20 protein-coding genes and 1 tRNA gene are annotated in these 25,378 nt (G+C 61.4%); 10 read left to right on the forward strand and 11 right to left on the reverse strand.

The genetic code is table 11. From position 1 onward, the window contains the following. Positions 1-48 precede the first annotated feature (48 nt). Positions 49-555 carry a DNA starvation/stationary phase protection protein Dps gene (dps, locus tag DTJ15_RS08670; protein WP_043559660.1) on the forward strand — a complete coding sequence of 169 codons (507 nt, stop codon included), beginning with the start codon at positions 49-51 and terminating at the stop codon, positions 553-555. Between the two features lie 163 nt (positions 556-718). Here dps and DTJ15_RS08675 read toward each other — a convergent pair whose 3' ends face one another. The 7 genes from DTJ15_RS08675 to DTJ15_RS08705 form a co-directional block, all read right to left on the reverse strand. Beyond that, positions 719-1,258, reverse strand: coding sequence for a hypothetical protein (locus tag DTJ15_RS08675; protein WP_086431843.1), 540 nt, complete (start codon positions 1,256-1,258; stop codon positions 719-721). Continuing rightward, the gene (locus DTJ15_RS08680; RefSeq protein ID WP_197981651.1) at positions 1,255-2,508 is read right to left on the reverse strand and encodes a glycosyltransferase; all 1,254 of its coding nucleotides are present in this window, start codon (positions 2,506-2,508) and stop codon (positions 1,255-1,257) included. The genes DTJ15_RS08675 and DTJ15_RS08680 overlap by 4 nt, the downstream gene beginning before the upstream one ends. 49 nt (positions 2,509-2,557) lie before the next feature. Beyond that, the gene (locus DTJ15_RS08685) at positions 2,558-3,448 is read right to left on the reverse strand and encodes a hypothetical protein (RefSeq protein ID WP_081563372.1); all 891 of its coding nucleotides are present in this window, start codon (positions 3,446-3,448) and stop codon (positions 2,558-2,560) included. Between the two features lie 134 nt (positions 3,449-3,582). Further along, positions 3,583-6,564 (reverse strand): glycosyltransferase, encoded by a 2,982-nt coding sequence (locus DTJ15_RS08690; RefSeq protein WP_248630878.1) that lies wholly within the window; start codon positions 6,562-6,564, stop codon positions 3,583-3,585. Positions 6,565-6,566: 2 nt separating this feature from the next. Continuing rightward, positions 6,567-8,396, reverse strand: coding sequence for a tetratricopeptide repeat protein (locus tag DTJ15_RS08695; RefSeq protein WP_249080545.1), 1,830 nt, complete (start codon positions 8,394-8,396; stop codon positions 6,567-6,569). 22 nt (positions 8,397-8,418) lie between these two features. Then, complete coding sequence (locus DTJ15_RS08700) at positions 8,419-9,909, reverse strand: HlyD family type I secretion periplasmic adaptor subunit (RefSeq protein WP_086431839.1); 1,491 nt, start codon at positions 9,907-9,909, stop codon at positions 8,419-8,421. Then, positions 9,906-12,056: a peptidase domain-containing ABC transporter gene (locus DTJ15_RS08705; RefSeq protein ID WP_043559742.1), complete on the reverse strand. Its 2,151-nt coding sequence runs from the start codon at positions 12,054-12,056 to the stop codon at positions 9,906-9,908. The genes DTJ15_RS08700 and DTJ15_RS08705 overlap by 4 nt, the downstream gene beginning before the upstream one ends. Positions 12,057-12,449: 393 nt before the next feature. Here DTJ15_RS08705 and DTJ15_RS08710 point away from each other — a divergent pair, with 393 nt between their 5' ends. Next, a complete protein-coding gene (locus tag DTJ15_RS08710; protein WP_249109843.1) occupies positions 12,450-13,934 on the forward strand; it encodes a YdiU family protein in 1,485 nt (494 codons plus the stop codon). Between the two features lie 35 nt (positions 13,935-13,969). Here DTJ15_RS08710 and DTJ15_RS08715 read toward each other — a convergent pair whose 3' ends face one another. The 3 genes from DTJ15_RS08715 to DTJ15_RS08725 all read right to left on the reverse strand — a co-directional run bounded on the left by DTJ15_RS08715 (position 13,970) and on the right by DTJ15_RS08725 (position 15,667). Then, positions 13,970-14,521 carry an invasion associated locus B family protein gene (locus DTJ15_RS08715; protein ID WP_166651599.1) on the reverse strand — a complete coding sequence of 184 codons (552 nt, stop codon included), beginning with the start codon at positions 14,519-14,521 and terminating at the stop codon, positions 13,970-13,972. Between the two features lie 74 nt (positions 14,522-14,595). Then, entirely contained in the window at positions 14,596-15,117 is a 522-nt protein-coding gene (locus DTJ15_RS08720) for a DUF5384 family protein (RefSeq protein WP_152332660.1), read from the reverse strand. A gap of 28 nt (positions 15,118-15,145) precedes the next feature. Further along, entirely contained in the window at positions 15,146-15,667 is a 522-nt protein-coding gene (locus DTJ15_RS08725) for a hypothetical protein (RefSeq protein ID WP_043559746.1), read from the reverse strand. 242 nt (positions 15,668-15,909) lie between these two features. Between DTJ15_RS08725 and DTJ15_RS08730 the strand changes: the two genes are divergently transcribed. From DTJ15_RS08730 to DTJ15_RS08765, 8 genes are all read left to right on the forward strand, one after another. After that, positions 15,910-17,166 (forward strand): adenosylmethionine--8-amino-7-oxononanoate transaminase, encoded by a 1,257-nt coding sequence (locus DTJ15_RS08730; RefSeq protein ID WP_081562582.1) that lies wholly within the window; start codon positions 15,910-15,912, stop codon positions 17,164-17,166. Then, positions 17,163-18,347, forward strand: a complete 1,185-nt coding sequence (locus DTJ15_RS08735) for an 8-amino-7-oxononanoate synthase (protein WP_086442222.1) — start codon at positions 17,163-17,165, stop codon at positions 18,345-18,347. The genes DTJ15_RS08730 and DTJ15_RS08735 overlap by 4 nt, the downstream gene beginning before the upstream one ends. Beyond that, entirely contained in the window at positions 18,344-18,982 is a 639-nt protein-coding gene (locus DTJ15_RS08740; RefSeq protein WP_249109844.1) for an alpha/beta fold hydrolase, read from the forward strand. The genes DTJ15_RS08735 and DTJ15_RS08740 overlap by 4 nt, the downstream gene beginning before the upstream one ends. Then, a complete protein-coding gene (locus DTJ15_RS08745; protein ID WP_249109845.1) occupies positions 18,979-19,758 on the forward strand; it encodes a methyltransferase in 780 nt (259 codons plus the stop codon). The genes DTJ15_RS08740 and DTJ15_RS08745 overlap by 4 nt, the downstream gene beginning before the upstream one ends. 5 nt (positions 19,759-19,763) lie before the next feature. Beyond that, complete coding sequence (gene bioD, locus DTJ15_RS08750; RefSeq protein WP_154981316.1) at positions 19,764-20,453, forward strand: dethiobiotin synthase; 690 nt, start codon at positions 19,764-19,766, stop codon at positions 20,451-20,453. Positions 20,454-20,575: 122 nt separating this feature from the next. After that, a complete protein-coding gene (locus tag DTJ15_RS08755) occupies positions 20,576-22,111 on the forward strand; it encodes a glucan biosynthesis protein (RefSeq protein ID WP_249109846.1) in 1,536 nt (511 codons plus the stop codon). Positions 22,112-22,116: 5 nt separating this feature from the next. After that, a complete protein-coding gene (gene mdoH / locus DTJ15_RS08760) occupies positions 22,117-24,279 on the forward strand; it encodes a glucans biosynthesis glucosyltransferase MdoH (protein ID WP_243831569.1) in 2,163 nt (720 codons plus the stop codon). Between the two features lie 179 nt (positions 24,280-24,458). Beyond that, the gene (locus DTJ15_RS08765; RefSeq protein ID WP_043559686.1) at positions 24,459-24,881 is read left to right on the forward strand and encodes an organic hydroperoxide resistance protein; all 423 of its coding nucleotides are present in this window, start codon (positions 24,459-24,461) and stop codon (positions 24,879-24,881) included. A gap of 377 nt (positions 24,882-25,258) precedes the next feature. Here the strand turns inward: DTJ15_RS08765 and DTJ15_RS08770 are convergent. Next, a tRNA-Met gene (locus DTJ15_RS08770) sits at positions 25,259-25,335 on the reverse strand. Positions 25,336-25,378 lie beyond the last annotated feature (43 nt).

Consider the following 25,378-nt stretch of genomic DNA (forward strand, 5'->3'; position numbering starts at 1 on the left):
GTTTTCTCCCCTCCAGTGAAGGACGGGAGAACACGAAGGAGCACTATGATGAGCAAGATCAATCATTATCACACCAGCAACAACACACCGGACAACACGAAGGCTGTTTCCATCGAGACACTGAATGCTCGTCTGGCTGACCTGATCGACTTGGCACTGGTGACCAAGCAGGCCCACTGGAACCTCAAGGGTGTCAACTTCATCGGCGTACACGAGATGCTGGACGGCTTCCGCAGCGGGCTGGATGGCTTTGTCGATACCGCCGCAGAGCGTGCCGTCCAGCTGGGTGGCGTGGCTCTCGGTACCGTGCAGACAGTGCAGAAGAACACCAACTGCGCTCCGTACCCCACGGACATCTACACCGTGCATGACCACGTAAAGGCTCTGGCAGAGCGTTATGGCGTCGTGGCCAACAAGGTCCGTGAAGCCATCAAGGTGACGGCCGAAGCTGGCGATGAAGATACATCCGACATCTTCACCGAGATCTCCCGCGGGCTGGACAAGAACCTCTGGTTCCTCGAGGCTCACCTCCAGGCTGAAGCAGGCCCCCGCTAAGGGTTTGGGCCACACCGGGGCCTTCGGGCTTCGTGCTGACCGGGAAAAGGCATGTCTCCCACAGGGGCATGCCTTTTTCTTTGCCCGACACCCGCATCCCTTTCAGGCATGAAAAAAGGGTGGCCACAGCCACCCTTTCCCAATCTCCGCACCGTATCTGCCCTCAGAGGGACAGAGCCAGATGAAGCCGTGCGAAATAGAAAGGATCTTCCTTCAAGACATCCCTGACAGCACGACCATCCGGCAGGACGTCGTTTCCGGCCCCCAGATCATCCGGCATGTAATCGGCACGCCAGTCCTTGATGTTGGCATCTGCAGGCAAGGGCTGCAGGACAGGCTGGTCCGGTTCGGACACGGCCTCCGGCTCGGCCTCCACAACAGGTTCAGGCACGGCAGGCGGAACTCTCTCAGGCTTCAGGCTATTCATGATCGCCCTGAAATCCTCTTCCCCCAGAGGCCCCGGTATGCCCCCCCGCTCCCGCTGCACGATCCAGCCCTCGGTCACGCTCTTCAGCATGGCTTTCTCTGCCGGATTCTCCTCAGCCCCAGCCTGCCCGGCCCACCAGCTCCGCCAGGCAGCATCTTCCAGCTGGGCAAAGTCCTCTTCCGTCAGCCGCTGCGGCGCAGAAGACGGGGATTTCTTGACAATCCAGCCAGCCACCAATGCCTGAAAGGCAGCCCTGTCCATCTCCGGCATGTTCATATTCCCTCACGACCTGTCATTCTGCCTATCAAGGCCTCATACTGGGCAAGGTACTGCCTTACATCCAGCACATTTTCTGCATGGCGCCGTACATTATGAGCCAGCGTCTCGGCAAGTGTCCTGTTTTCCAGAAGGTGCAGGACAGCATCACCGATGGCATCCGGTTGCAGGAAGGGAACCAGAAGAGCCGTCTCCCCGTGCGTCAGATATTCCCGCACCGGGGCCGTATCACTGGCCACAAGCGGACAGCCCACGGCCATGGCCTCCCTGAGCGACCATGACAGGACAAAAGGGTAGGTCAGATAGATGTGGGCATCCGAACGCTGCAGAACCCGGACCATCTGCTCCCTCTCCAGCCAGCCGACAAAATGGATGCGGGAAAGATCAAGTTTGCCCTCAAGCTCCCTCAGCATGGTCTGCCGCCAAGTGCCGCCACCCGCCGGGGGAAGACCATAGCTGACATCCTCCTGCCCCATCAGAATGACCCGGCAGTCCGGCCGGGCCTTCATCAGGGCGGGAAGAGAGCGCATGAAGCTGTGGAACCCCCGGTATGGTTCCAGATTCCTGGCAGCATAGGTCACCAGCGTCTCATAAGGGGCAACGCTGATGCTTCCCAGCCGGAATGGCTTCTGCCGCAACGAAGGGTCAGGCCGATACTGGGTGAGGTCAACCCCCTCATCCAGCAGGGTGATCTTCTCCTGCGCCCAGGCCGGATACGTTCCCAGCTGGAAACGGGTCGGTGTCTGCCCCTCCCCCGGCCCGGCCAGTGCCTGAAGATTGATGGCATTCTTGCAGCGGATCAGAAGGCCCGCTTCCTGCGGCATGGGGAACTCCGGGTCAAACCCTATGTCCCGGTCTTCCAGACCATAATAGAACTCGAAATAACCCAGCACAGGCACACCGGGAAAGACTGAATCGATATTCAGCAGCTCCCCCCAGCCATGATGCCCAATGATAATATCTGGCCGGAACCCAAGATCCCGCAACGACCGGGCCACTGTCGCAATGGCCTCAGACCGATGGATGGCGTGGTCCATCTCCCGGACGAACGGATGCGCCCCATCCTGCCTCACCTCCGGCGGACGATAGAGCACCCGGCGGACACCGGGAATATCCGGCCCCTTGCCCGCCGTGATGAACACAACGTCATGCTCCGGCCTGCGGGCCAGATGAGCCACCATATGGGCATATTGCGCTGGGAAGCTCTGATGAACAAAAAGAAAACGCACCACTTCCCCCGGCCTGATCATGCCCCTGACGCCCTGTCAGGGCCGTTGCCTTCAACCCCCTTCTACGGCCTTATTTGCGCTTGCCAGAAGCCGCCGCAGCCTGGTTTTTCCCCTGCCCCTTCACCGGGACAAACTCAAGCTGGAACCCTTCCAGCGGGGCCAGACTCTCAGCCTGAAGAGCCTCCTCTCCCCCCTCGATGGGCCCCACCTTCGTGCCATCCGTAAAGCTGGCCGCCAGCCTGACCGTCCATTTATGGGCAGCCTCACCCTTCAGGCGGACCCGCAGCCCCAGAATCGGCAGGGACATCCCCCGTGAACCACAGAACTGCCCTCCCTCGGACCAGGGAGACAACCAACCACGCCCCAGAACGGCCTGATATTCAATATCCTTGGCCCGGACAGGCCCCTCGGGACGAACGGCGAAACCCTCGATCCAGCGTTTGCTGTCGACCTGTCCGATCCATTCACCAAGAGCACCGCCCACATCACCACGACGCTGGATATGGGCCACAACATCCCGGGTTGCTCCACCAACAGCACCAGAGACGGAAGCCTTGCTGCCACCAACCCGGTTCCCTTCCGCCATGGCGCCCGCAGCCGGGTCCGCCGGTACCCCACTGATAAGGCTGATCACCTGAAGGCGGGGCGTTTCACTTCCTGCCTGACCATCCTGATAGGTCGTCACCATCACACCGGCAGGACCACGCCTCACCCTTACCAGTGCAGCGCTGTTGGCAGCTCCCATCCAGCCATCGGCAGCAAACGTGACAACCTCGACGGCATCCTCCGGCACACCCGGTGCCCGGGATATCCGCACACCCGGCAGTCCGCTCGGCCCAGCTTCCACCTGGCCCGGGGCGTGAAACACACAAAAAACGCCGGCGTCCAGCGTCATCACGTGGGCTCCCGCCTTCAGGTCCACAACACGATGACGAGGCTGTTCTGTGTCCGTCTCTGGCATGCTATCTCCGATGATCATCTTCCATGCGTCAAGCGCGAGGCGCCCACATTGCACAGAAAATCTTAAAATGTCCCTGTAATCATAACTGATTTGATAATATTCTGCAAAATGTCATCGTCATATATGGGCACGGTTCACTCCTGGCGACATTTTTCCCGCAGGAAAACACCAGCCAGCCGTTCCACCGGAAGCCCCAGCGGCAGAACCTGTCCCCAGGCTGGCCCCGCCTGCCTGAGACGTTCCGCAGAAGCACCGATATCAAAGCCCACGACCGGCAGCCGGGCCTTCCACAACCAGCCCAGCGCATAGCACCATGTCTCGGGGGCAATGGATGTCACGAAACCAACATCCGCCTTCACATCCTCTATCAGGGGCAGAACATCCCTGTCCTCATAAGAGCCAGTCACCCTGATGCCCGCCGCAAGGCTGGCCGTGTCATCATGCGTACTTCCAACAACTATGAGTTGCAGAGGAAGCCCTTCCCTCTGGATGTGCTGCCCCAGCGCCAGAAGCACATCATGACCTTTCCAGCGGCTGATTCCCCCCAGAACCAGTATTTTCAGAGGCCGCTCCGGCGTTGGGAGGCGCTCACTGCGCAACAGGGGGCCTGATGCCCTGATCTGCCAGTCATCTTCCAGCGGCTCGATGCTGATATCCCCAAGGCCGGGCATGTGCCGCCTCAACCGAGAGGCCGCATCCATGGACGGGGCCACGATCCTGCGGGCCTGACGCAGCTCCCTGTCCGAGCGGGCCAGAAAAGCAGGCAGTGTCAGCCCATCATCCGCCAACACGCTGCCCCGCCCCAGACACTCCATGCAGCCCGCCATGGAGGGTTCCCCGCAATAGCGGCCATGCCTGTCCAGCAGTGCGATGCGGGGACAGAACCAGACATGGTCATGCACATGGACATCATACGGCACGCCCAACTGCTGCGGCAGGTCACGCAGACCCGGCTCATGGCCCAGCATATGGTGCCACACAACAAGACGGACGCCGAGCTGGCGCAGAAAAGCCAGCAGCACGGGCTGTTCTGCTGGCAGGGTGAACACCAGATTGGGGGCCTCCAGCCCTTCCACGGGGCTGACCACCCGGCAGCCTGTTTCCGTAGGCTCCAGAATGATGGGCAGAAGCCCCGCCTGCCCCAGCAGGGCCGCCTGCTCTCTCACAGCACGGGCCACCCCTCCGCCCCCACGATGCTGGAACAGGGCCACCGCTCCGACAAAACGCTCCCTGTGCTGGCGCAGCCGCCGCCCGTCCAGCAGCCGGCGGTAATCCCGCAACGGATTCACCTTCTTCCACCGCTGTATGGCCGCATCATAGCCGGGATACAGGCGATTCAGTATGTCCAGATTGCGACGCAGGAGAGGCACTGCCTCCTGCCCGAAAGACCCATGCCCATGGTGCAGGACATAGACATCCACAGCGGCCAGATGGCGGAAGCCAGCCTCGCTAGCCCGAAGGCAGAAATCATTCTCCTCAGCATAACCCTGGGCAAAATAAGCCCCTCTCAGTTGCCCCACCTCGGCCAGACAGGCTGCTGCAATCCCCATGCAGAACCCGTTGGCCGTCGGCAGCTCCACCACCGGCCGGACACTTTCCGCCTGTTCCTGCAAAAGCCTGTCCATGGCGGCCAAGGCTGCGGGATCAGGCGCCGGGTTGTCACGCTCATGCGACGGATAGGATGTCAGCCCCCCCGCATTGGAGAAAGGCGTGACCGTCCCTGCCCGCTCAAGACGCAACCAGTGGCACAGGCGCTCCACCCAATTGCCAGAAACGAGCGTATCACTATTGAGCAGGATGACATCCCACCCGGCTGGCACAAGGGCCATTCCAGCATTGATGCTGCTGACAAACCCCTGGTTCGTCATCTGCCGGTGCAGGGTGATACGGCCCGCCGCCGCCAGCCTGTCCAGATGATCCCGAATCCCGGCATCCGGGGACGCATCATCCACGATGATGAGGCGACAGGAGTCCGGCATGGTGGCCAGAACGGAGGCCAGACAGGCCCGCACCTCGGCCTCCCCCCGATAGACCGGCACAATGATGGCACAGCCTGTCCCCACAGCGTCTTTCCGCCTGTCGGCCCCGCCGTGCTTCCGGACCATGCGGCACCCCGATTTCGTCCAGCCCTTCCTCCTGTTTCCCCCCTCTTCTGGCGTACGCATCAGCTGTACCAAGGCGGGATCAAGCGGAGCGCCCTTCAGCAGGCGGTCATACTGATCCTGAAAACCGGTCGGGCGGTGCAGCAGGCGGGGCCAGTCCGCATAAGGCAGGTAAAAACCCCGGGGCCGTTGCAGCAGGGCCGTACTGCTGAAGGCTTCCGCAGGACGGTCCACCCGTAGCGGATCCTCATGCCCCTCCACCCACAACCATGGCAGAAAGTCCGGCTCACCAGGATACCACAACCAGCCCCGGACACCCTCCGCCTCCGCCATGACCAGCGACTGGCAACGTATCAGGGCCTGTATGTCGATCGGGCTCCCCAATACCGGCCGGTCATGACACAACACGACAAGCTGCTGACCCCGCCACCATGGTCCGGCCTCCTCCGGCACCAGCCGGGCCAGATCATGCACACCGGCTGTCACTGTTCCCAAACGTCGGCCATCCAGCACAAGGTCCACCGGGCCAACTGCACGCAGCCGCAGAGCCCCCGCATTGGACAGCACGGCCCAGCCCGGCACCCCGAGAGGAAAAGACAGGCTGTCCGCCAGGGCATGATGCTCCACCGTCAGACTGTTCCGGGACAGGACCTGCCCCATGATGCGGGCCGCTGGCCCGGTGGCCCCGCATCGCAGATACCCTCCTGCCAGAGCCAGCCCGGCTTCCCGCAGCCCATACCGGGCCCACAGACGTTCCAGCCGCGGCAGGGCCTGCGGAATGGCACCACTCTCCAGCAGAGCCATGGCACAGGTAAAGCTGATATTGTCATCCCGCCCGGACAGCGCTTCGGCCCGCTTCAGCCAGAAGAGACCATCCTCCCGCCTGCCCTGGGTCAGGCAGGCCCGGCCTTCATCAAACGCAGTCTGGATGGCCTGCATATGCCGGGCTGTCCAACGGGCCTCATCCTGTACCCGGAGAAGACGACCATAACCCGGGATGAAGCTGGCCTGCATCTTCACCGGCTGATCCCGGTCTCCACTGCCGCCATGTCCATCAAGGCGGGGTCCTGCGAGGCCTCAGCAGAAGGGTCTGCCAGACTGTCCAGCAGGGTCTGCGCCTGTTCAATTCCCTGCCGTGCAGCCTGCCCCAGCCAATACCGGGCCTGCTCGCCATTCTCAGGCCCACCCAGCCCCCGGAGCAGGTAACGCCCCAGCATCATCTGGGCCAGACCATGCCCCCGTTGTGCGGCCTCCTCGAAACATTCACGGGCCCGCTCCAGATCGACCGGCACATCGTGACCACCCCCGTGCATGGCACCAAGGGAGAAATAGGCCTCTGGCAACCCGGCCTCGGCGGCTTTCTGGTACAGCTCCAGCGCCCTTGCATGGTCCCGGCCTCCGCCCACCTGCCCTGTCACGAGCAGCTGCGCCACACTGACACAGGCTTCCGGCATACCCTGGCGGGCGGCCTTGTCCATCCAGAGAAAACCATCTTCCCTGTTCTGTGCCACGCCACGCCCTTCAAACAGCATACGGCCATACCAGTACTGTGCGTTGACGACACCTTCCCGTGCCAGACCCAGCCAGTAGAAGGCCTCCGTCTCATCTGCCGTGCCCCCTACACCCTGCGCAAGACAGACGCCCAGATTGAAGGCACCAAGCAGATTTCCACCTTCCGCCTGCTGCCTGAGACGCTGCTGGAGGCTGCGCTGTTCATCTTCCGGGCGGGTCACACCGGCCAGCACCAGATTGCCAAGGTCTGCATCGGCCATATGGTCCCCCAGCATGGCAGCATGGTTGAACCACTGGGCCGCTTTTCTCTCATCCCGTGGGACGCCGGTTCCTGTCAGATACAGCACGGCCAGCACACGGGCCGCAGGGGTATGATGCTGTTCAGCAGCAAGCTGATACCAGCGGGCGGCCTCCATCGGGCGCCGGAGCAGTTCTTCCCCCCGGATGTACAGATCTCCCAGCAGGGCCGCTGCCTCGGCATCCCCGCCATAGGCTGCCCGGCGCAGCCAGCTTTCCCCCTGGATGACATTGACCTCTACCCCAACGCCTTTCAGGAGCATCAGCCCGTACCGGGCCTGGGCAGACGGAATGTTCTGCTCGGCGGCTTTCAGATAATGACTGGCAGACTTCCCGGCATCACGGGCCTGGCCACTGGCACCATGCTCGTAAATCCACCCCATGGCAGCATTGGCCAGACCGATGCCACCCTCTGCGGCCCGCTGGAGAAGCTCCACAGCCTGCGCCCGCTGACTGTCATCCTCGGCCTCATCCAACAGGATGAGTCCCAACCCGAGCGCCCCCTGCAATGACCCGCCCCGCACAGCTTCGCCATACCAGTGACGTGCAGCCTGCCTGTCCTGCAGGTCATCAGGACCATGATTGAAAATATGCCCCAAAAGGGCCTGGGCCTCGACATGCCCGGCGGCGGCACTTTTTTCCGCCCATATGCGGGCCCGGGCAAAATCCGGCTTGTGGGCATCCATGGCATCCGTATCAAAACGCTCATAGAGGCCACTGCCTGCGGGAACGGTCCTGGCCGGGTCAAATCCGTCCGGCACACCCATGGCGAACAGCGTGGCCAGCGTAAAACTGGCCTCGCCAAGACCAGCCTCCGCCGCAACAAACGTCCAGCGGGCACCTTCCTCCAACGAAGAAGGCGTCCCCTGACCGGACAGATAACACTGCCCAACCCTGTATGCCGCCTCTGGAACGCCCGCATTTGCAAGTTTTGCGAAGAGGGAAAAAGCCTGTGGCGTTTTCCCCTCTTCCAGCAACCGGGTTGCCCGGGCAAGCCTGCGAGCTTTGGTGTCAAAAATGGCAAGCCTGCGTGCCATGGCCATGAGCCAACCTCCGCCTTTAAGAGGGCTCTCTCATACCCTCTGTTGCTGCGGGTACAACGCGACTGAACAGATATTTCAGGATCGTCCGCTTGCCGACATCAATATCGGCCGTCACTGGCATACCCGCACTGGGATGGAAGAAAGAAGGCTGACCATGAAGGGTATATTTGTCAATTCTTAGCCGGACACGATAGAAAATGACAGAATCACCCTGTTTCATCATGGCAGAAGGATCAATCCCGGCCCTGATGTTCCCCTCGACCATTTCAGGTGGCAGGAACGTATCGGCACTGATGATGCTGACCGTTCCCTTCGCCCCGCCATACTGGACATAAGGGAAGCTGGCAAACTTGATGATGGCATGATGGCCCTGCCGTACGTAGGCGCTGTCCTGCGGGCTCATGAGAGCCTCCACCTCCAGCCCGCTGTCGGTCGGCTCCAGCGTCATCACCCGCAGGGTGGGTTCCACCGTCGCTCCGACAGAAATGGGGGCTATAGTCAGCACGACACCATCCTGTGGGGCCCGCAGATCGATTTCCTTCTGCTGGACACGCCCTTTGCGGTAGTCACTCCTCAGCTGATCCAGCCGCCGCTCGCCAACCACAAGCATTTCATAGATCTTCGTCTTCCATGACTGGATATAGCTTTCCCGCAAGGCCCTGAGGGCGCTCAGACGGTTTTCCGTAGCACCAGCCGTCTGCTGGGCAGAGATCAGCGCCCGCTCCGTATCCATCACGGCGTCCTGTGCCCCGAGGGTGGAAAGACGGGACCCCACGGCTTCTTTCTGCTCCCGTTCCCGCATGTCCAGCACGGCCTGCGTGACCTTCAGCTTGCTGGCATACATGGCCGCACTGGCCCTGGCCGCCTGAAGGTCGTTCTGCATTCCGGCGATGCGACGGTCAAAATCCGCAACGTGGGACTGATAATCCACCTTCATCTGCATGAAGACCTGCGCCTGCTGGATGGAGGCTGGCACGTTCATGTCTGCCTGATAGTCCCCATCGGAGGCCTGCGCCTTGAGCCGGGACACCTCCGCCTGAAGGGACTGCATCTGGGCGGAGAGATTCTCCATGTCCACATTGCTCAGTGTCGGATCCAGACGGGCCAGAACCTGCCCTTTATGGACATATTCGCCAACCCGGGCATTGATCGATCTGACACGCCCCTGGGCCACAGGCTGTACCACCACGATGGGAGCGGTCGAGATGATCCGCCCCGTGACAGTCACGACCTTGTTGAGCGGGAACAGCGCCATGGCCGCCACGCTGGCCAGCACCAGCGACCCCACAAGCCACGTGATGTAGCGTGCCGAGGCCGTCATGGGCAGATTGACCATCCCCAGTGTAGGAGAATGGAACTCCAGCAGGGCTATGGGCATGTCCTCCGGGGCAAACGGATCATCCGCCTTGCGTGGCCCCTTGTGATTGTCCTCATCCATGTTGGGGGCAGCCTGCTGCTCTGTCTCCTGTGCGGGGCCAGACCCGGTATGCCTGCTCTCGCTCATCATTCCTGCCCTCCTGAAGACGGACCATCACCTGCCTGTGCACCCTGCGAAAGATGCCGGTTCTGCTGGAGCCACAAGGTACGGTACACGTCGCAGCGTTCCAGCAGGACCTCATGCGGAGCAATATCAATGGCCCGCCCCTGATCCATCACGGCAATCTGGTCACAATCCACCAGCGAGGACAGACGGTGCGACACGATCACCATGGTCCGCCCCTTGGCCAGATTCTTCAGGTTGGCATTGACGAGGGCCTCGGATTCCGGGTCCAGCGCAGATGTTGCCTCATCAAGAATCATGAGTTTGGGGTCAGAGATCACGGCACGGGCAATGGCCAGACGCTGCCGCTGGCCACCGGAAATGTTGGTCGATCCTTCCTCGATCCACGTCTCATACCCAGCGGGCATACGCTCGATGAATTCCTCCGCACCAGCCAGACGGGCCGCCCGGATCACATCATCCAGTGTCAGACCCGGGCGCCCGGCGGTGATGTTGTCATGAATGGTGCCCCGGAAGAGGAAGTTGTCCTGAAGGACCACACCAAAAGACCGCCGCAGGTAATGGAGGTTGATCTCACGCAGGTCGACACCATCAAGACGCAGGTAACCCTGATATTCCCGGCTGACCCCCTGAAGAAGACGGGTGATGGTTGATTTACCAGACCCGGAACGCCCGACAAGGCCGAGCATGGTCCCGGCAGGAACCTCGAACGTCACGTTCGACAAGGCCCTGGTCGAAGCTCCGGGATAGGTGAAATTGATGTTGCTGAAGCTCAGCGCTCCCTTGATGGGCGGACGCATGCCGTGGGTCAGGGCGTAGGTTTCCGTTGGCTGATTGAGCACCTCGCCAGCTTCCCCCAGAGACACGGTCACTTCATTGAGGGACTCCATGATCTTGGCCAGACCGACCAGCGGCGAAGCCACACGGCCGCCCAGCATCATGAAGGCCATGAGCGCACCGCCCTGCATGGTGTTGGCGTCCGTCAGCACCAGATAGGCACCAACCAGGATGATCCCCCGGTTGATGAACATGTTGAGCGGCTGCACCATCGTGCTGACCCAGTTGGCCAGACGCTGGGACGCCAGACGCCAGTGGATGACAACGGCCGTGCGATTGTCCCACGCTGCCCGCCGGGTATTTTCCAGCGCCAGGGTCTTGACGGTACGGATACCGGCCACGGTCTCATACAGTGTGGCTCCCCGCTGCATCTCCGCCCGGACCATCTTGCCCGCCACACGGCTGACCACAGGCAGCATGATGACCACGATCAGACCGATGGCCCCGGCGGCAACGAGTGTCAGCCATGCCAGGGTGGAGCTCATATAGAACAGCACCGGCATGACAACCATCAGCATGAACATGTCGAGCATGGTGTTCAGCACCTGCCCGGTCATGAAGTCACGTACCTTGAAGATGGAGTTGAAGCGCCCCAGCACCTCACCAGCCTGCTGGCGCTCATAGAACTCCAGCGGCAGGGCAAGAAGGCGGTTGAAGGCATGGAGGGAGATACGGGCATCCAGCCGGGTACTGACCACCAGTGTCAATTCCTGCCGGGCGTAAGTCAGCAGCACTTCGTACAGGCTTAGAATGACGACAAAACCCGTCAGGGAGACCAGGGTCGCCATGGAGTGATAGTTGATGACCCGGTCCACCACCTGCATGACGATCATGGCCGGGAACAGTCCCAGAACGCTCAGCACCATGGAGGAGAAGACGATGTCCCGCAGGCCCTTCTTCTCCCGCATGACCATTTTGGCGAACCAGTAAAAGTCGAAATTGGCGTCCGCCTCGGATTCATCGCTGCGTTTCTTGATGAGGACGACATCACCCGTCCAGAGCTGCATCAGCCTCAGCTCATCAATCGGAACAGGTGGCTCTCCCTCGCCCTTGAGGGGGTCCCGCAGCCAGACAATACCCTTCTCAGGGTCCGTACGGACCAGCAGGCCAGCAGACCCATCCCTGAACAGAAGCACGACAGGCGGCGTGAAGCCCAGCTTTACGAGATACCGCCACCGCAGGCGCATCCCCTTGGCCACGGCCCCAAAATCCCTGAGCCAACGGACAAGGGTTGCAGGCGACGGAGACGACTCCCCAGGCTCTGCGGCAAAGTCGTGTATATCCAGCTCGATACCATGATACCGCGCCGCTGCCATGACGGCCCGCAGACGAATATAGACCGGGCTCACACGCTGTGGCCTGGCATTGCCATGGTCTGGCCCATGGGTATTGGACTTGTGGCCTCCAGCTTCCTGCCCGGAAGACTGTTCGCCAGTTGGAGGCTGGTTCTCCACAGAATATCCTTACCTTGTCTCTTCACCCGCATCAGGCGTTCTGCTGCCTGATACCCCACTCACATCATGCCAGACGGAAATCTATAGGCAGTTACAGGCCACAAGCAAGGGCACAATATGATTTGCTGTTACTTTTTGCTCATCTTGTGGTGCCTCCCTCTCTCCCCTTCCATTCTCCCAGCCAGCTCCCCATCTGGAAGGCACTGAACGGGGCCACCATGGCCTCCCTCTTGCCCAACAGCAGAAGGCCCCTCCATGCTGACACCTCCGCACCAGGCGGCATCCCTGCCGGATTTCTTTTACCGCCCCCTCACCCTGCCTATTGCCACAGCCCCCCGCCTCGTTGCCCTGAATACGGACCTGGCACAACAGCTCGGCCTTGATGTGGACTGGCTGCACTCTGCCGAAGGGCTGGCCTTTCTCTCCCGCGGGCTGCTGCCAGGCCGGGATGACACGTCACTAGGGCCTGTGGCGATGGCCTATGCCGGACACCAGTTCGGCCAGTTCGTTCCCTCTCTGGGTGATGGCCGGGCCGCCCTCATTGCCGACTGCCAGATGGAAGATGGCTGTCTGGTGGAGCTCCAGATAAAAGGAACAGGCCCGACGCCCTTCTCCCGCAGCGGTGATGGCCAGAACACGCTGGGGCCCGCCTTGCGGGAATATCTGGTGAGTGAAGCCATGCATGCTCTCGGGATTCCTACCACAAGAGCACTGGCCGTATTGACGACCGGTGACATGGTAGACCGGAGCGAGGGCCCCGTGCCCGGTGCCCAGATCGTACGGGTGGCCCGCAGCCATGTCCGGGTCGGCAGTTTTCAATATGCTGCGGCGCATGGCAGGCTGGAGCATGTCCGCCAGCTGGCGGATTTCACCATCCAGCGCCTGTTCCCCGACCTCGCTGCGGAAGGGCCGGGCCGTTATCTGGCGCTGCTGAAAACCGCCATAAAACAGCAGGCCCAGCTTGTGGCACGATGGATGGAGGCCGGCTTCATCCACGGTGTCATGAACACTGACAACTGCGCCCTCTCCGGGGAAACGCTGGATTATGGCCCCTGCGCCTTCATGGACCGGTTCGATCCCATGAAACGCTTCAGCTTCATCGACAGGGATGGCCGCTATGCCTATGGCCGGCAGCCCGCCCTAGCCCTGTGGAATCTCAGCCGTCTGGCAGAATGCCTGTTTCCACTCTTTGATGACGATGAGGACAGGGCCATCGACCAGGCGCAGGAAGCCCTGCATGATTATGACGGGCTGTTCCACCATCACTGGCTGGCAGGTTTCCGGCGCAAGCTGGGACTGGAAACACGGGATGACCATGACATCCGCCTGCTGGAGCATGTTCTGGAAACCATGCATACCGGGCAGGCCGATTTTACGAACACCTTCCGCATGATGGGCTCCCCGGAAGTCGCCATCGACGGGGATTATTCAGCCCTGCGGGACCTGTTCCCCGGCAACAGGGGCCATTTCGACCTGTGCCGGACAGAAATCCTTCATCGCCTGACGCTGGAAACGCGCCCGCCAGAACTCCGCCAGAAAACCATGCAGGGCACGAACCCCCGCATCATCCCCCGCAACCATCAGGTTGAAGCGGCCCTGTCACAGGCCATGACGGGCGATTACCGGCTGTTCCACAAACTTCATGAAGCCCTGAAGACCCCTTTTGCCGAGGCCGATGACGGGCTGGATGCTGCCCCCCGGCCAGAGGAGGAAGTCCACCACACATTCTGCGGGACATGACACTCCCCGCCACTGTCAGGCGGGGAAAGCTCTTTTCACTGCGTCAGGCTGCGGACACGCTGAAGGGCCTGATCCAGCCCTTTCGTCGAGAAAAAGAGCTTCATCGGCTTGCCGGAAAACGTCATGGCCGTGAAAACGGCCTTCGGCTCTTTCAGCAGGCTGGCCCATTGCTGGTCATCAAAGCTCAGGGGAACAAGGCACCCTGTCGGCAGGCAGGTGGAAAAGGAATAGACATCCCCTACAGGCTGGGAGGCGTTGGTCAGTGTCAGGCCACGAACCAGGTCCAGCCCGAAGGGCACCGTAGCCACACCACGCACCTGCGTTCCGTCAGTCTCAAGACGGATGCTCATGACCCGCCTGTGGGACCGGGGCTCCAGCGCCTGCTGCTGCATGGCGCACTGAACATGACCATCCCCCCCTGCCCCATCATCAGGTGCCAGGCAGGCCACATCCCAGTCCTGATAACGCTCCCGCAGGGAGCTGGCCCCGTTGGGCAGGCTGGACGCCGCATAGGCGGACACCCCCGACAGAAGCACACAGCCCCAGAGCCCCCCCAACAGTCGCACCGCCACACCACCTTTTGCCATGGTCTTTTTTCCGTCCCGAGCCATTTCAGTCGTCCGGCCTTATAGACCATAGGACCCTGCTGGTCACCAGCCTGTCAGTTGCTTTCCCACCAATGCCGCTGCGCCATCCGGGCGGCCGTGCCCACATCCGCCTTCAGTTTGGCATCGCCCTGCGAGGTCTGGATCACACGGTCCGTCTCGGCCTGTTTCCGGGCGAGATCGGCCTTGATGACGTCATCCTCCCGGCTGGCCCTGGTCTCCAGCATCTTCAGCTTGAGCTGCTCTTCCTTCAGCTCAAGCTCACGGCTGGCCTCCTTGTAACGCCGGTCATCCTGCCATTCCGCATCACTGCGGGAATTGCGGGCAGCCGCAATGCGGGCGGCACTGTCCGCTGCCTGCCGCCGCAACCTTTCCTGCCTCTGCTGCGTCGCCCGGGCAGCCTGCTGCTGGGCGGCCTCCAACGCCAGACGGCGCTGGTCCTGACTGTCCTGGATGCGCCCAAGTGTCTCGAGCTGGGCAGGGTCTGTCGCCTGTGCAAGGGCGGCACCCCCCATCTCCCAGGGAGCTGCCAGAACCAGAGCCAGCAACATACGATTCCATCCACCTGAACGCATCATTCCATCCTCCTCCGGGAAAGACTCTGCCTCAACGCTTCGGGCAGGCCGCATTGGGCTGGACACGGGTCCCATTCTCACCCGTTGACACCAGCAGTGCCGTACCGGGCCGGTATTCGCAAGTCCGGCCCACCTGTGTGGAGAGCAGGACATCCCCGCCAGCCCGGTCCTGGTAAGCAATCGTCACACCATCAACAAGCGTATGACCACCCACAGCCTGCCCACCCACAAGGGATCCCCCCAGGGCACCACCGGCACCAGCAGCCAGACCACCGCCCCAGCCAGCATGACCAGCACCAACGGCCAGACCACTGCCAAGAGCTGCCCCCAGAATGCCACCGACAATCTTCGCCGTATCGCGGTTACGGGAATTGTCCACGTTCACACGGGCAGCAGACACGGAAATGATCTGCACGGCACGGCCCCGCTGCACGGTATTGACCTGGGACTGGTCATAGACATCCGGCCGTGACTCCTGTCCCGGCGTCACACAGGCACCCAGAGCCAGAAAAGGTACGATCATGACAGCCATCAGGCCACGGGTTTTCAACATGGTCTCTCCACTCTCCAGAACAGCCCACCACAGAATACAGACAGGGCCATGAAAAAAGCCTTCCATTACAGGAACATCCCTCCAGGCAGCACCACCCGGGAAGGCCAACCATCCCTTTTTCCAGAAACAGGAACCCCATCGTCAAGTCGGATTCGTGCAAAATTCTTCCACCTTTACGGGACATCACCGGTCCGATAGTGAACCAGTTCATGTTTCCCTGACTGTCAGACGGACCCAGCCCCATGACCACTGCCAGCACCCTCCCCCATCTCTGGCTGCCCTACAGCCAGATGCAGACCGCCCCCATGCCGGTGGAGGCTGCCGCCACCTCCGGCAGCACCATCACCCTTGCGGATGGACGGACGCTTGTTGATGGCATCGCCTCATGGTGGACGGCCTGCCACGGCTACAACCATCCCCATATCCGGCAGGCCCTCGTCCGGCAGGCAGAAACGATGCCGCATGTCATGTTCGGCGGGATGGTCCACCAGCCCGCCATGACACTGGCCCGGCGTCTGTCAGACCGGCTGCCCGGCGATCTGGAGCGGGTCTTCTTCACCGATTCAGGGTCCGTGGCGATGGAGGTGGCAGCCAAGATGGCCATCCAGTACCAGCTCAACCAGGGGCGGGAAGGGCGGCACAGGCTCCTCTCCTTCCGGGGCGGGTATCATGGGGACACGCTGGCCATGATGGCCGTCTGCGACCCGGAAGAAGGGATGCACCGCCTGTTCGGAGAGGCCCTGACACCGCAGATCATTGCCGACCTCCCCACCACGCCCGGGACGCTGGCGGCACTGGAAACCCTTCTCTCCGAGCGGAGCCACGAGATCGCCGCCATCATCACCGAACCCCTCGTGCAGGGGGCAGGCGGGATGCTCTTCCACGGGCCGGAAACCCTCCGTCATCTCCGCCGTCTCTGCGATGACCACGGCATCCTGCTCATCATTGATGAAATCTTCACCGGGTTCGGCCGGACGGGGACATTTTTCGCCTGCGAACAGGCCGGGATCACGCCGGACATCATCACCCTGTCCAAGGCCCTGACAGGCGGCACCATGCCCCTCGCCGCCACCATTGCCCGGAAACACGTGTTCGAGGCCTTCCTCTCGGATGATCCGCTCCATGCCCTCATGCATGGCCCGACCTTCATGGCCAATCCACTGGCCTGTGCCGTGGCCAATGCCTCGCTGGACCTGTTCGATCAGGAGCCACGGCTGGAACAGGTCCGGTCCATCAGTGCCCAGATGGCAGCAGAGCTGGAACCCTGCCGCTCCCTGCCCGGCGTCAGGGATGTCCGTGTTCTGGGTGCCATCGGTGTCGTGGAGCTGGAAACGCTGGATGACCCGGAGGCCCTCAAGCGGGCCTTCATCGAAAAGGGCGTCTGGGTCCGTCCCTTCCGGCGCATCGTCTATCTCACGCCCGCCTTCACCATCACGCCCGATGAGCTGAGCAGACTGACCGGCAGCATCCATCATGTCCTGAAGGACCATCTGGGATGAACACCCTCCAGTCCGCCCTTCAGGCAGCCCTGCATGAGCGGGACCGCCAGCATACCCGCCGCCATCTTGTCCCCGTGGAACGGCAGGGCGGCTCTCTGCTCCGTCAGGGCCGGAAGCTGGTTGATGTCACCTCCAACGACTATCTCGGCCTTGCGGACCATCCCCTGCTGCGCCAGAGGGCGGCAGACTGGGCGGAACGGTACGGCACAGGCGCACGGGCCTCCCGCCTTGTCAGCGGTACCCTGCCCCTGCACACGCAGCTGGAAGAAAAACTGGCCCGCTTCAAGAAAAGCGAGGCGGCCCTGCTGTTCGCCAGCGGATGGCAGGCCAATGCGTCCCTGCTCCCCGCCCTCAACCACCTGTCCCGCCAGCAGACGGGCCATCCGGCCATCCTCTTCATGGACCGCCTGAACCATGCCAGCCTGCATCATGGCTGTCTGGCGGCCGGGCTGCGGCAGGTGCGCTTCCATCATAACGATCTTGCCCATCTGGAAACCCTGCTGGACCGCCATGCCGACCAGAAGGGCCTGAAATTCGTCATCACCGAGACTGTCTTCTCCATGGATGGAGACCGGGCCGACATCCCCGCCCTGCGGGCACTGGCAGACCGTCACGGGGCCTTCCTTTACGTTGATGAAGCCCATGCCACCGCCGTTCTGGGGCCGGGTGGGTGCGGCCTGTCCAGCGGGCTGGCGGACATCACCATGAGCACGGCCAGCAAGGCCCTGGGTGGAATGGGAGCCTTCGTGACGGGAAGTCGGGCCCTCTGCGACTATCTGGTCAATCAGGCCTCCGGCTTCATTTACAGCACGGCCCTGCCCCCTGCCTGCCTCGGGGCACTGGATGCCGCCCTTGAGATCGTCCCTTCACTGGAGGCTGAACGCCTGCATCTCCAGCATCAGGCCAGCCGTCTGCGCCAGCGACTGAATGATGCAGGGTGGAAGACAGGCCCCTCCAGCACACAGATCATTCCGGTCATGATCGGAGACAGTGAAACGGCCCTGCATGTCGCCCGCTCTCTGGAGGAAAAAGGATTCCTCAGCATTGCCATTCGTCCGCCCACCGTCCCGCCCGGCACGGCCCGCCTGCGGATCGCTCTGGAAAGCCGCCTTTCCGCCACCACCATAGACCAGCTCGGCGACGCCCTGCTGGACAGCCTGCGGAGTGTGACGCCCCGATGATGACGCTCCATTTCCTGCATGGCTGGGGCTATGATGCCAGCTTCTGGACACCACTGCGGCAGCATCTGCCGGAATTCCGGCATGTCTGTGCTGATGCGGGCTATTTCGGAGCGACGACACGGCCAGACCTGCCGGAAACTCCCTTCTGGGCCGTGGGCCATTCCGCCGGGGCCTGTTCCCTGCTGGCCCTGGAAGCACCGCACTGCCTTGGCCTCATCAGCATCAACGGCTTTGCCCGCTTCACCAGAGACGAGAATTTCCCGGACGGTGTGCCAGAACGCATCCTTCACCGCATGATCCGGCAGCTGGACCGTCAGCCACGGGATGTCCTGCGCCAGTTCCGCCAGATGTGTGGAGAGACCGATCCCGTTCTCCCCACCACGCTGGACCATGAAGCCCTGAAAACCGGTCTTGCCGCACTGGCCGGGATGGACCACCGCCCCCTCCTGCCCCGCTGGGAAGGGCGTCTCCACAGCCTGCACAGCCCGGATGACCCGCTCTCTCCTGCCAGAAACGGGCTGGGTCCCGCAGCCAATGGCATCAGCCTGCCCGGCGGGCATCTTCTGCCCCTCACGCACCCGCAGGACTGCGCCATCCTTCTCAGGCGCATCATCAGGGACACTCCTCTGGCATGACATCCCACCGCAAGACCGACATTGCCGCCCGCTTTGATGCCGCCCACGATTATGAACAGGCGGCCTTCATCCAGAAACAATGCGCCCGGATGCTGGCCGGGCGCATCTGCCAGAGCCATCTCCTGCACCCGCCCCGCCGGATTCTGGAATTCGGCTGCGGAACCGGCCTGCTGAGCCGTGAGCTGGTGACCGCTTTCCCGCAGGCGGAACTTCACCTGACCGACCTGGCCCCTGCCATGCTGGACAGGGTCCGCCGGACTCTGGCTCCTCTGCCCGCAACCGTGCATCTTTATGTCATGGATGGGGAACATCCCCAGCCACGGGATGAAACAGGTGGAGGGTTCGACCTCATCACCTCCAGCCTCTGCCTGCAATGGTTCGAGGACCGGGCCGGAGCCTTCCGTGACCTTGTGGCTCTCCTGCGGCCCGGCGGCCGACTGATGGTCAGCACCCTGCTGGCGGGCAGCCTGCATGAATGGCAGGAAAGCTGTGAGGCCGCCGCCATTCCCTGTGGCGTGCCGGACTATCCCACCCTCACGCAGCTTCAGCAGGACTGGCCACCGGGAGGGCATGGCCAATGGGACGCCTGCCCGCTCCACGACCCCAGCCCCTCGGCCCGGCACTTCCTGAAGGGGCTGCGCATGATCGGGGCGTCCCTGCCGAAAAACGGGCATCAGCCGACCCTGGGCCTGCGCAGGGCCATGCGCCATTTTGACAGCCATTTCGACCATGTGACCTATCAGGCCGCCTTCGGCGCCTTCCAGAAAGGACACTGACCACCATGCTCCTCTCCCCCCCCTCTCCTCTGCCACAGGCGGCTCCGCAAGGCGTTTTCGTCACCGGGACGGATACCGGCGTTGGCAAGACGCTCACCAGTGCCATCCTGACGAAAGCGTGGCAGGGCACATACTGGAAGCCGTTCCAGACCGGTCTGGCTGAAGAAGAAGGGGATACACCCACCGTCCAGCGTCTGACCGGCCTGCCGGACAGGCATTTCCTGCCCCCGGCCCATGCCTTTCAGGCCCCCCTGGCACCGGCTGCGGCCGGCCTGCTGGAAGGGGTAACGCTGGACCCTGACCAGCTCACCCTGCCTGCTGTCCCGCAGGCTCCGCTGATCGTGGAAGGAGCTGGTGGCCTCATGGTCCCCCTGACAGATACCATGCTGATGATCGACCTCATCGCCCGACTGGGCCTGCCCGTCATTCTGGTCACACGCAGCGGGCTGGGGACGCTCAACCACACGCTGCTCAGCCTGGAAGCCCTGTATCGACGTGATATTCCTGTCCTCGGCTTCATCACCAACGGGCCAGCCTCTCCCCAGAACAGCCAGACGCTGGAACGGCTGGGACGGACCCGGTCTCTCCATCACCTTCCCGCAATTCCCGGTACACCAGAGCCCCATGATATCAACAGGATAACGGGCCAGTTTCCGTCCTGGGAGGAAATATGGAACCTGAACAGTCCCCTTTAATCAGCATTGAGACTACATTTTTTTAATGTAATCTGCCCTGAAATTACCATTCCCTCACCCTTTGATCCCGGGTTAGACAGGGAACAAGACTGTATGGACAGGCGGGGTTTTGAAAGTACATCATGAAACTGCATCGTCGTGAACTTGTAAAAGCAGGTATGAGCCTCGGAGCAGGACTGGCTCTTGCAGGGGGACGCAGCCTGCGGGCACAGACAGTCGACGTCGCTCCGACCCATTTTGATGACGGTACCGTGCGCTCCCTGGCCCAGGCTCTGGCCGGCAGAAGCTACCATGCACCACCGAAGGACCTGCCTGACTCTCTGGCCCACATGACGTTCGACCAGTTTTCGTCCATCCAGTTCAATCCTGAAAAAACCCTCTGGGGACAGGACCATCTGGCCTTCGATGTCCAGTTCTTTCCCCGTGGCTATCTGTACAAACAGCAGGTTGATGTTTTTGAGGTCGAAAATGGCGCCGCCCACCCCATCACCTGCACAGCTGACACATTCAGCAGCCGGGATTCCTCTCTGAACATCAGCGCCGGGGAGGGGTTCTCCGGCCTGCGCATCCGCTATGCCCTCAACCGGCCTGATGTCATGGAGGAATGTGCGGTTTTCCTCGGGGCTTCCTATTTCCGTGCCGTGGCAAAAGGGCAGAATTACGGCCTGTCTGCCCGGGGCTTTGCCAAGGATACCGGCACACCGACCGGTGAGGAATTCCCCGTTTTCCGGGCCTTCTGGCTTGAGAAGCCGGCTACGGGCAGCCAGTCCCTCGTCCTGCATGCCCTGATGGACAGCCCCTCCCTGACCGGTGCGTTCCGCTTTACCATCCGTCCCGGGGAGACGACCCTTTTTGATGTCCAGTCCACCTTCTTCCCCCGTGTGGACATCTCGGCAGGCGGTATCGCCCCACTGACAGGCATGTATTATTTCGATGCCAATGACCGGGTGCATGTGAATGACTGGCGACCTGCCGCCCATGACAGTGAAGCCCTCCAGATATGGACGGGCGCTGGCCAGAACATCTACCGCCCGCTGACCAACCCGACCGACCTCCAGCTCTCATCCTTCAGTGATGCCGGGCCCTATGGCTATGGGCTGATGCAGCGCAAACGGTCCTTCCATGATTATGAAGACCTCGCCCTGCATTACGAAAGGCGCCCCTCCTTATGGGTGGAGCCTGTCGGCAACTGGGGCAGGGGCAGTGTCAATCTGGTGGAGATTCCTACTCCCAGTGAAGTCAACGACAACATCGTATCCTTCTGGCGTCCCCAGTCCCCCATGAAGGCCGGGCAGAGCTACAACTTCACGTATCGCATGTACTGGGGCTGGGACACGCCATGGCCGACCCATCTGGCCCGCATCCATGATACCCGTGTCGGTGCCGTGACGGATCACCCCGACAGGGTCCAGTTCGTGCTGGATTTTGATGGTGAGCCGTTCCGTACACTTTCCGATCCGGCTTCCTATCACCTTGTCGCCCAGACATCGACAGGCAGCATCGGAGCCATCACACTCATGCCCAATCCGGACATCAATGGCATCCGGGCCTTCTTCCAGCTGACCCCTGGGGAAACGAAACTCTGCGAGCTTCAGGTCCAGCTGGCTAACATGCAGGGGCCTGTTTCCGAGACATGGCTGTACCGCTGGACCCCATGAGAGAGATGCAACACACGCAGCAGACTGCTTTTCTTCCTCCCGAATCTCCCCTGCCCATGCCCGTGCAGGACCTCCACAAGGCACCGGACCGCCATGGCCGGGCCTTCTGGCGGCTCCCTACGACCCCGACGCTGCTCTGGCTGCGGCGCCTGGCCGTGTTTGGGGCTGCTTTCCTCCTGACCGGCTACAGCGTGGTCAAGATCAACGCCGTCTTCAACTCCCTGGGGACAAGCACGCTAGGGATCATCATGCTGGGGCTGTTCAGTATCCTCAGCTTCTGGATCTCCCTGTCCTGCGCCTCAGCACTCGGGGGCTTCTGGGCCATGCTGCGTCATGGCGGGCTGGGGCTTGGCATCCGCCGCACCGGCCCACTGCCGCAACTGTCCGGCAAGACCGCCATCCTGCTCCCCACCTACAATGAGCCGCCCCAGAGGGTGATGACCAATCTCCGGGCCATGCTCAAGAGCCTTCAGGAGACGGGACGGGGCGACCATTTCGACATCTTCATCCTTTCCGACACGACTGATCCAGACATCTGGGTTCAGGAAGAGCAGGCCATTCTGGACCTCCACAAACAGGATTACGCCCGCAAGCACCTGTTCTACCGCCGCCGTTTCAAGAACACGGACCGCAAGGCAGGGAATATCGGCGAATGGGTCACCCGTTTTGGCGGGGCCTACCCGGCCATGCTCACCTTGGATGCAGACAGCCTGATGGATGGTGGACTGATTGTCCGCATGGCAGCCGCCATGGAACAGCATGAGCAGGTTGGTCTCATTCAAAGCCTGCCTGTCATCGTGGGGGGACAGACACTCTTTGCCCGGATGCAGCAGTTTGCCGGACGTGTTTATGGGCCACTGATTGCACAGGGGATTGCCTGGTGGCATGGCTCGGAAGGTAATTACTGGGGCCATAATGCCATCATCCGCACGCAGGCCTTTGCCGAGCAGGCCGGTCTGCCACACCTTCCCGGCAAGCCACCTTTTGGCGGGCATATTCTGAGCCATGACTTCATCGAAGCAGCCCTGATGCGCCGTGGCGGCTGGGCCATCCACATGGTTCCGGGTCTGAGTGGTTCCTATGAGGAAAGCCCCCCTTCCCTGACGGACATTGCCGTACGGGATCGCCGCTGGTGCCAGGGGAACCTTCAGCACGCCCGTATCCTCTTCACCAGGGGGATGCACTGGGTCAGCCGGTCCCACATGCTGGTGGGCATCGGTTCTTACATCATGTCACCACTCTGGCTGCTGTTCCTGCTCTTTGGCATTCTCATTGCCTTGCAGGCACATTTCTATCATCCAGAATATTTCAGCACACAGCGCAGCCTTTACCCACATTGGCCGCACGTGGATCCCATTCTGGCCCGGCTGGTCTTCATCCAGACCATGATCGTCCTTCTGGCCCCCAAGGCTCTGGCTTTTCTTGCCATCTGTCTTGACCCCAAAGAGCGGGAACAGGCAGGTGGTGTGGTACGGCTTGGCTGGTCCATTCTGCTGGAAACGCTCATTGGGGCACTCATTGCCCCGATTGCCATGCTGATCCAGACCTCGGCCATCCTGTCCATCCTGCTGGGCCGTGATTCCGGCTGGAAGGCCCAGAACCGTGACGATGGCAGCCTGCCCTGGGCTGATACGGTGCGAAAATACTGGTTCTACAGCCTGTTCGGCCTCATCCTGAGCGCTGCGGCGTGGTCCGTGTCCCTTTCCCTGTTCCTCTGGATGCTGCCTGTCCTGATCGGCCTGCTGCTGGCCATTCCTCTTGTCGGCTTCACCAGCAGCAGCCGGATTGGTCAGGCAATGCGTAAAGCTGGTCTTCTTCTCATTCCTGAAGAAACGGCGCCACCGCCGATCATCCAGAAAGCACATGAAGAACGGAATCACCCACATCCTGTAATTGTGGAGGCTTTTCACGCTCTTCGCAGCAGTTCGGCCCTGAGGCATGCCCACCTGCGGACACTGCCTCCCCCTCGGAAGCCAGGAGACCCCATCTCCGTGCCGCTGCTGACTGGCTCCCTGAAGCTTCAGGAAAGTGCAACTCTGGAAGACGCTCTGGCACAGCTGACACCAGCGGAGAAGGCTGCTGTCCTGAGCTGTGGCCATGACATTGCCATTCTGGCTGACCTCCCTGTCAGCACACCCAACCTTACAGATGCGCCACAGCACCACTGACAGTTATACATCTTGAACAAGAGTTGGGGCTGCCCTGATTTTTTTTATGGGGCAGCCCCATTGTCTATAACGACGCAGAGCCCATCTCTACAGGCAGAGGTTTCCAGTCGGTATCCCACGGGGCCGGCTGGAACCAACCACCATAACAGGCCCTTCGCATGGGGGGCGGGAGTAGGTTCATGTCCATCAACGTTGTTTACAAAACCACGGCACGCGCAACCGGTGGCCGGGATGGGTTTGCAGAGACCACAGACGGCAGCTTCCGTGTTGACCTTGGTGTTCCCAAAGAAATGGGTGGCAATGGCAAGGGCAATAACCCGGAGCAGCTTTTTGCTGCTGGTTATTCCGCCTGTTTCCTCGGTGCCATGAAATTTGTTGCTGGTGAAGAGAAGATCGAAATTCCTGCGGACACGCATGTTCAGGCTACAGTCGGCATCGGTCCCCGCTCTGACGGCGGTTTCGGGCTGGAAGTTGCCATTGAGGTGTCCCTGCCGGGTATGGACCGGACGAAAGCCGCTGAGCTGGTGAAGAAGACGGAGTTCGTCTGCCCCTACGCCAATGCTACGAAGGGAAATATCAAGACAGTCGTTACGCTGGTCTGATTAGTTGGAACAGGGCGCTGACCCAGCGCCCTGCCCTTCTGTCTTAAGAGATTGCTTCATTGTAGTGTAGCAATAGCCACGCTGACATCATGAAGGTCTCTTCTTGAATGTCGTAATGACAAGCGCCACTGCTGCCAATAGGGTAACCCAGAACCCAAATCCAAACGTAATCTGGGATATCACCTTCCTGGCCAACACTCCCGGGTCAGGCATTGAGAGCGCTTGCTGGGCAGAAAATTGCCCGAACAATCCACCCAAACCATTCATGAGCCCATTTGTAGAGCTCTGCAGGCACGCTTCCCCACAACATAGCTCTACTGTTAACAAGCAATATGCCGATGGTTCCGTATCAACTTGTTTGGGAGTATTCGTGGGTATGGATGCGGGGGTAGGATTTGAACCTACGACCTTCAGGTTATGAGCCTGACGAGCTACCGGGCTGCTCCACCCCGCGTTGGTGGGTGGTTTTTATGGGTGTGGGTGAGCGAGGGGACCTG

The sequence above is a fragment of the Parasaccharibacter sp. TMW 2.1891 genome, from assembly GCF_023337675.1.
GTDB classification, from domain to species: Bacteria; Pseudomonadota; Alphaproteobacteria; order Acetobacterales; family Acetobacteraceae; genus Bombella; species Bombella apis.